We start from the raw sequence: 6,489 nt of genomic DNA, 5'->3' as shown, positions 1-6,489 counted from the left end.
CACATCGATGCCTACGTCAACGCGTACAACGACAAAGCCGAGCCTTTCGTCTGGACCAAGAAAAAGGTCCGCCAACGCCGCTTCAAAGGCCGCCGTATCACTCAGCTCTGATTCCGGGTACTAGATCGAGGCAGGCCATCTCGAGGCCACGGTCCGGCGCCATTTTCCTTTGCGCAACCGCGGCAAATGTCGCGATGGGCCAAAAGCGGAAGAATTTAGTTGGACAAAGGTCCGCCTTCTTTGGCCGGCCTCGTCGCGCAGGAGGCCGCTCTATCCGAGTGCTATTCAAGCCCGCCAGAAGGACTTTTTGATTTCCAGAGCGATGTCAGACCAGGACAATCCGACATCATGTAAGTCGTGGTCAGTCCATTGCGCCAATTCGCGGCGCTGCCGAACCCGTTCGCGCCAAATTTGCAGTGTGACAAACGCGCGCTTCACTGCGTCAGAAAGCTGCGAACCGTCGGCCCCCACGGTCTTCGACATCCGGGCACCATACGAGGTCGATCGGCCCCTCCCTTTCACCGTCAGTCCTTTGCTCGGCCAAGCCAGATCGCGACCGCACCGGCGAGCAACACAGCGGCCGAAATGAGCAGCGAGGTATGTGCGCCCGCAATGAACACGTTGTTGTCTCCGACCAGCGAGCCGAATAGGGCAACGCCAAGCACGCTGCCGGTCTGCCGCGTTGCGTTCAAAACGCCCGCGGCGATGCCGGATCGCGACTTCTCGACACTGCCGAGCAGCGTCGAGGTCAAGGACGGCACGAGCAAGCCGAGCCCGCCGCCGAGGATCACAAGCTGAGTGCCGATCGCCCCGTAGCTGGTGCCTGAGGCCATAGGCAGCAGCGCAACGCAGCCCGCGGCAGTAATCGCACAAGCCAGTGCAATGGTTTGCGGCGCGCCGAGGCGCTCGCTGACCGATGCGGCGACGAGGTTGGCGGGCAGCACCATGCCCATCATGGGAACGAAAGCGAGACCCGTTGCGAACGGCGACCAGCCATTGATTTTCTGGAAGTAGAGACTGAGCACGAAGATCAGGCCGTAGAAGGCGATGTTGAAGAGGAGCCCGACCAGAGCGGTCAGCGCAAACACGCGGTGGCGGAACAGCGAGAGTGGCAGCATCGGTTGTGGCGCGCACGCCTCGCGCCATACGAACAGGAGTCCGATCACGGCCGCTGCCACGAAGCCCATGATGACGAGCGGATGGCTCCAGCCGAGCACGCCGCCTTCGATCAGGGCGCCGGCCAGCGTGCCGAGGGTTGCAATCGCCGCGATCTGTCCCGGCAGATCGATCTCGCGCTGCGCGAGCCGCGGCGTCTCCTCGGCATAACGCCAGGCAAGCCAGAGGCCGGCGGCGCCAATCGGCAGGTTGACGAGAAAGATCGCTCGCCAGCCGACCAGCGCGATCAGCGCGCCGCCGACAAACGGCCCCGAAGTCAGTGCGACGCTCGCACCTGCGGCCCAGAAGCCGATCGCGCGGCCGCGCGCCTTCGGATCGGTATAGGCATGATTGAGCAGCGTGAGCGAGTTCGGCACCAGGATCGCTGCTGCCAGGCCCTGCACGGAGCGTGCGGCGATCAGGAATATCGCCGACGGCGCCAGCGCGCAGGCGAGCGAAGCCAACGTGAAGATCGCAAAGCCCGCGATGAATATCCGTTTGGCGCCGACGCGGTCACCGAGCGCACCGGAGGTCAAAATGAAGGCCGCGAATGCGATGGTATAGGCGGTCACCACCCATTGCAGCTCGGCCACGCTACCGCCGAGCGAAGTGCCGATGCTGCTCAGCGCAGTATTGACGATGGTGATATCGAGCTGCACCACGCCAAGGCCGAGGCTCGTGGCAGCAAGTGCCAGCGCCGTCGCGAGAGGCGAACGGGATGACGTGTTGTCGGAGTGGGCTAGTTCCGGCTGTCTTGTATTGAACGAAGTTGTTGGCATTGATCACACTCAGTTGCCTGCGAGAATTTGACGGCCCTGATCAGCCCACTTCGCGATGGTCATTCGATACCAACCGAATACTCGGAGCCGCGGGATGATCTTTCTCCTCGTCGCGGCATTTCTTCACCGGGCCTACTGGCGTCCGGGCAACCTATGTTTCGTGATCGATCCAGTCTCGCGGAAACACTACGGTCTTGACCGAAGTATCCGTGCTTGGCACTGCGTCCTTATCGGCGTACGAGAAGGGCATGGACACGGGACCCAAAATCGCCCAAGTCGCAGCGGTCATCGGCGATCCGGCGCGCGCCAACATGCTGAGCGCGCTGATGGATGGCCGAACGTTGACCGCCTCGGAGCTCGCCTATGTGTCTGGCGTGGCGCCGCAGACAGCGAGTGGCCATCTTGCGAAACTCAGCGACGCGGGATTGCTCGCGCTCGCAAAGCGGGGCCGACGGCGATATTTCCGCCTGGCCTCTCCGCACGTCGCGCGCGTGCTAGAAGGTCTCATGGTCGTGGCGCAGGACGGCCCTGCCCGGCAGCGCAATCTCTGGCGCGGTGGAGAAACGCTCCGGCACGCGCGCACGTGCTATGACCACATGGCAGGCCGCATCGCCGTCGCAATCGCCGACCGGCTGGTCCAACAGTCGTTTATTTTGCTCGACGAGGATGGCGGGCAACTCACCGACGCCGGCCGGTCATTCTTCAATGAGTTGGGCGTCGATCTTGGCCTCGCCTCTAAGCGCCGGGTGTTCTGTCGCCCCTGTCTCGACTGGAGCGAGCGCCGGCCGCATCTGGCCGGGGCAGTCGGCGCCGCCATTCTTGATCACGCTCTCGAGCACGATTGGGTCGAGCACGTCAGGGATAGCCGAGCGCTCGTCGTAACCCCGGTTGGCGTTAGAGAACTCGCCACAACGTTCGGCATTGAGGGCGTACCCCCGACGGACGGTCACGATGGGCGTGTTGGATCACTATCCGGAGGCCGGGTATCAGCTATAACGGTCGAGTCAGCGCCTCCCGGACGGAGGTAGTAGCGCGATTAGCCATTTTAGGCTGTGGTGACCGGAGCTAAGGCAGATGCGCTCCATTGTGGCCGTTCTGCGCCCTGCAGCGATGTCCGCTACCGCGCCATTGTTGGCGAAGAAGCGGACATCACGCGCGCCGGAGCTGTGCGCTCCGATCAAACTAGGACGCGGCCTTAGGCGCGCCTACTCCTCGTCATCGTCCTCGTCTTCGTCGTCGAGCTCTTCCAGTCGATCGAGGACCGCGAGCGGCAGCGTCTCGCGAAACAGATCGCCTTCCGCGCCCATCCAGAGACAGATCACGTCGTCGCCCTTCACGTCCGCGACGGTGAGCGGCTGCCCGCCGGATTTCAGCATGACGATATCGCCGGCTTTTAGTTCCATGGATGGTCCTTTCGGGTTGATTGACGGAGAAGCTAGCAAACCGGCATGACATGCCGATCACGGGCTACTCGGTCAGTGGATGTGTTGCGGTAGCGCGCATCCGCCGGCCGTGCTGCTGAAACGTCGATCAGAGAGCTTTAGGCCGGAGCGATCCCATCACGAGAGGCAATGGCGCCTGTTCGATGGATGGCGCAAGGGCTCTTCCGTCCCGTGCGTCGCGACCATGACACCATGCGCCTGTTTTGCCCGACGGAGCAACCGATTTCGTCGGATCCGCAGTTCGCGTTTTCCGCAAGTCGTTGATTTTGCTGCGGCCGTCTACTGTGCATGGGGTTGTTTTCGATGTTTTTGTTTACGCACCCTGATTGCAGTCAGCCCGGCACCAGTTCTGTCAGCGAGCGGATGATGCGGTCGGGCTTGACGATCGAGCCTTCGGGCAGGCCGTCGCCATGCACGTCGATCCAGATCGAGTAGATGCCGAGACGCTGCGGCGTCACGACTTCCCATTCCAGATTGTCGCCGATCATCCAGGTATCCTCAGCGGTGACGCCAAGCGCGTCCATCGCGTGCAGATAGGCACGCTCCTCGGGCTTGCCGAAGCCGTGTTCGCCCTCGATCTGGATGTGGTGAAAGCGATGCGCCAGCTCGAACCGCTCGACCTTGGCGCGCTGGGTGTCGGCGGCGCCGTTGGTCACCAGCGCGAGCTTGATGCCGAGCGCCTTCAATTTGTCGATCGCATCATGCGCGCCGGGGAAGACGAACATCTCCTCCTCGCGATAGGTGGTGAAGCGGTCGGCGAGACGAATGGCGAGGTCGTCCGGCAAGGCGCGGTGACCAGCGGCTGCGAGCGCGGCAAAACCGCCCTTGACCGTGAGATGGCGGGCCTCGGCGAGCTTCATCCGCCACGAAGCGTCTGCATTGGCCCAGAAATTTTTCGCAAAGGCCAGCACCGTGGCTGCAACCAGTTGCGGCGGCAGCGGCGCCAGCTCCTCGGCGAACTCCGCTGTGATCGTGTTCCAGGCGATCTCGGGCCGCGCATAGGCCGACAGGATGGTGTCGTCCATGTCGATCAGCATGGCGCGCGGCAGCGGCCTCATTGCGGGCTTCATCGTCGTCATGGCCACTTCACCTCCGGCGGCAGCGACGACAGGATCGAATCCACATTGCCGCCGGTCTTGAGCCCGAAAATGGTGCCGCGGTCGTAGAGCAGGTTGAACTCGACATAGCGGCCGCGCCGGATCAATTGCTCCTCGCGATCCTGCGCGGTCCAGCTCGTCGCGAAATTGCGCCGCACGATGTCGGGATAGATCTTCAGGAAGGCGCGGCCGACATCCTGGGTGAAGGCGAGGTCGGCGTCCCAGTCGCCGCTGTCGTGCCAGTCGTAGAAGATGCCGCCGATGCCGCGCGCCTCTTTCCGGTGCGGCAGGTGGAAATACTCGTCGCACCACTTCTTGTACTTGTCGTAATCGGCGATGCCGTTCGGCTGGGTGCAGGCCTGTTTCATTGCGGCGTGGAAGGCGATGCTGTCGGCATCGTCCTGCGTGCGGCGGCGGTCGAGCACCGGCGTGAGATCGGCGCCGCCGCCGAACCAGGCTTTCGTCGTGACGACGAAGCGCGTGTTCATGTGCACCGCCGGCACGTGCGGATTGCGCAGATGCGCAATCAGCGAGATGCCGGAGGCCCAGAACTTCGGGTCGTCCGCCGCGCCCGGAATTTGCGCGCGAAACTCTGGTGCGAATTCGCCGTGCACGGTGGAGCAATGCACGCCGACCTTCTCGAACAGGCGGCCGGACATCATCGACATCACGCCGCCGCCGCCGGCCGCGCCGGTATGATCGGTGCGCTGCCAGGGTGTGCGTTTGAAGCGGCCGGGCTCGCCCGAATAGAGGCTTTGCGGGGCATCGTCCTCCAGCCGCTCGAAGCTCGCGCAGATGTCGTCGCGCAGGGCTTCGAACCAGGCGCGTGCGCGCGTCTTGCGGTCTTCGATCGTAGAAACGTCCATATGCAAATCCCAACGAACCGGCTCGTAGGGTGGGCAAAGGCGCACTTGCGCCGTGCCCACCATTGATCACCGTTTATCTTGAATGGTGGGCACGCTACGCTTTGCCCACCCTACGAATTTCACCCTTGCGGACCGTAATAGGTGCAGCTCTCGTTGCAACTGTCGCGGTGGATGCTGACGCGGGTGAGCTTGCCGATGTGCTGGAGCCGCTCCCAGACGAAGCGCGAGAGGTTTTCCAGCGTCGGTGTGCCCAGCGCCTCGATCTTGTTGAGGTACTTATGATCCAGAATCATGCGCACGTCCTCGATGGCGCGCTGGACCAGGCCGAGATCGACCACCATGCCAGTTTTGGGATCGGGCGTGCCGCGCAGCGTCACCTCGGCGCGAAAGGAGTGGCCGTGGATCTCTTCGCTATCAGCGCCGAATGTCGTTCCCGACAATGAGTGCGCCGCCTCGAAGCGAAACGATTTCGTCAATTCCCACATCTGTTCGAAAACCAATCCTATCTGATACCGAGCGATTTATGCGTCTGCACGCTGAGCCGCCATTGCGGATGATTCAGGCAATAGTCGATTGCGCCCGCGGTGTTTTGGGCGACTTCGGGCCCGTCCATCGGCTGCAGCGAGAAGCGTTCGAAGGCGAGGCCCGCGAAGGCCTCCGGCATGGCGAGCGGCTGCGGATAGACCAGCTTCAGCTCGTGGCCGCGCCGGATCACCAGATCGCTGCCGCCCTTCGGGCTGACGCAGATCCAGTCAAGCCCCTCGGGCGGGGCGATCGTGCCGTTGGTCTCGACGCCGATCTCGAAGCCGCGGGCATGGAGCGCGTCGACCAGCGCCGTATCGACCTGGAGCAGCGGCTCGCCGCCGGTGAGCACCACATAACGGTTATCGGTGGAGGCCGTCCATTGCGCGGCGATGGTGTCTGCGAGTTCCGCGGGCGAGCCATAGCGCCCGCCGAGCGTGCCGTCGGTGCCGACGAAATCGGTGTCGCAGAATTTGCAAATGGCCGCACTGCGGTCCGCCTCGCGCCCGCTCCAGAGGTTGCAACCGGCAAAACGGCAAAACACGGACGCGCGCCCGGCATGGGCGCCTTCGCCTTGCAGCGTCAGGAAGATTTCCTTGACCGCGTAACTCAACCGTCTCTCCTCAAC

8 protein-coding genes and 1 pseudogene are annotated in these 6,489 nt (G+C 63.3%); 2 read left to right on the top strand and 7 right to left on the bottom strand.

Annotated elements, in window-relative coordinates:
- Positions 1–111: pseudogene (locus tag AC0L3A_RS26345) on the top strand (IS630 family transposase); the annotation flags it as partial.
- Positions 112–285: 174 nt separating this feature from the next.
- On the opposite strand, the gene AC0L3A_RS26340 reads toward AC0L3A_RS26345, so the two are convergent.
- A complete protein-coding gene (locus AC0L3A_RS26340; RefSeq protein ID WP_035993282.1) occupies positions 286–483 on the bottom strand; it encodes a DUF1127 domain-containing protein in 198 nt (65 codons plus the stop codon).
- A 41-nt stretch (positions 484–524) separates the two neighbouring features.
- Positions 525–1,934, bottom strand: a complete 1,410-nt coding sequence (locus AC0L3A_RS26335; protein ID WP_007595059.1) for an MFS transporter — start codon at positions 1,932–1,934, stop codon at positions 525–527.
- Positions 1,935–2,182: 248 nt separating this feature from the next.
- Here AC0L3A_RS26335 and AC0L3A_RS26330 point away from each other — a divergent pair, with 248 nt between their 5' ends.
- Entirely contained in the window at positions 2,183–2,962 is a 780-nt protein-coding gene (locus tag AC0L3A_RS26330) for an ArsR/SmtB family transcription factor (RefSeq protein WP_007595057.1), read from the top strand.
- Positions 2,963–3,139: 177 nt separating this feature from the next.
- Here the strand turns inward: AC0L3A_RS26330 and AC0L3A_RS26325 are convergent, their stop codons facing one another.
- The 5 genes from AC0L3A_RS26325 to queE form a co-directional block, all read right to left on the bottom strand.
- Complete coding sequence (locus AC0L3A_RS26325) at positions 3,140–3,337, bottom strand: YodC family protein (protein ID WP_219684499.1); 198 nt, start codon at positions 3,335–3,337, stop codon at positions 3,140–3,142.
- Positions 3,338–3,708: 371 nt separating this feature from the next.
- Complete coding sequence (locus tag AC0L3A_RS26320; protein ID WP_007595054.1) at positions 3,709–4,455, bottom strand: HAD family hydrolase; 747 nt, start codon at positions 4,453–4,455, stop codon at positions 3,709–3,711.
- Entirely contained in the window at positions 4,452–5,339 is an 888-nt protein-coding gene (gene hemF, locus AC0L3A_RS26315; protein WP_007595052.1) for an oxygen-dependent coproporphyrinogen oxidase, read from the bottom strand. Before hemF ends, AC0L3A_RS26320 begins: the two co-directional genes overlap by 4 nt.
- A gap of 119 nt (positions 5,340–5,458) precedes the next feature.
- Positions 5,459–5,824 (bottom strand): 6-pyruvoyl trahydropterin synthase family protein, encoded by a 366-nt coding sequence (locus AC0L3A_RS26310; protein WP_007595049.1) that lies wholly within the window; start codon positions 5,822–5,824, stop codon positions 5,459–5,461.
- Between the two features lie 17 nt (positions 5,825–5,841).
- The gene (queE, locus tag AC0L3A_RS26305; RefSeq protein ID WP_007595046.1) at positions 5,842–6,474 is read right to left on the bottom strand and encodes a 7-carboxy-7-deazaguanine synthase; all 633 of its coding nucleotides are present in this window, start codon (positions 6,472–6,474) and stop codon (positions 5,842–5,844) included.
- Positions 6,475–6,489 lie beyond the last annotated feature (15 nt).

Source organism: Bradyrhizobium sp. MI1.3 (assembly GCF_055811695.1).
The sequence above is the reverse complement of the archived record's forward strand: the minus strand, read 5'-3'. Positions and strand labels throughout refer to the sequence as shown.

Bases quoted from the DNA above. Each gene is read 5' to 3' on its own strand.
- AC0L3A_RS26330 (WP_007595057.1), top strand. From the start codon at position 2,183: ATGGACACGGGACCCAAAATCGCCCAAGTCGCAGCGGTCATCGGCGAT.
- AC0L3A_RS26320 (WP_007595054.1), bottom strand. From the start codon at position 4,455: ATGACGACGATGAAGCCCGCAATGAGGCCGCTGCCGCGCGCCATGCTG.
- hemF (WP_007595052.1), bottom strand. From the start codon at position 5,339: ATGGACGTTTCTACGATCGAAGACCGCAAGACGCGCGCACGCGCCTGG.
- AC0L3A_RS26340 (WP_035993282.1), bottom strand. From the start codon at position 483: ATGTCGAAGACCGTGGGGGCCGACGGTTCGCAGCTTTCTGACGCAGTG.
- AC0L3A_RS26325 (WP_219684499.1), bottom strand. From the start codon at position 3,337: ATGGAACTAAAAGCCGGCGATATCGTCATGCTGAAATCCGGCGGGCAG.
- AC0L3A_RS26335 (WP_007595059.1), bottom strand. From the start codon at position 1,934: ATGCCAACAACTTCGTTCAATACAAGACAGCCGGAACTAGCCCACTCC.
- AC0L3A_RS26310 (WP_007595049.1), bottom strand. From the start codon at position 5,824: ATGTGGGAATTGACGAAATCGTTTCGCTTCGAGGCGGCGCACTCATTG.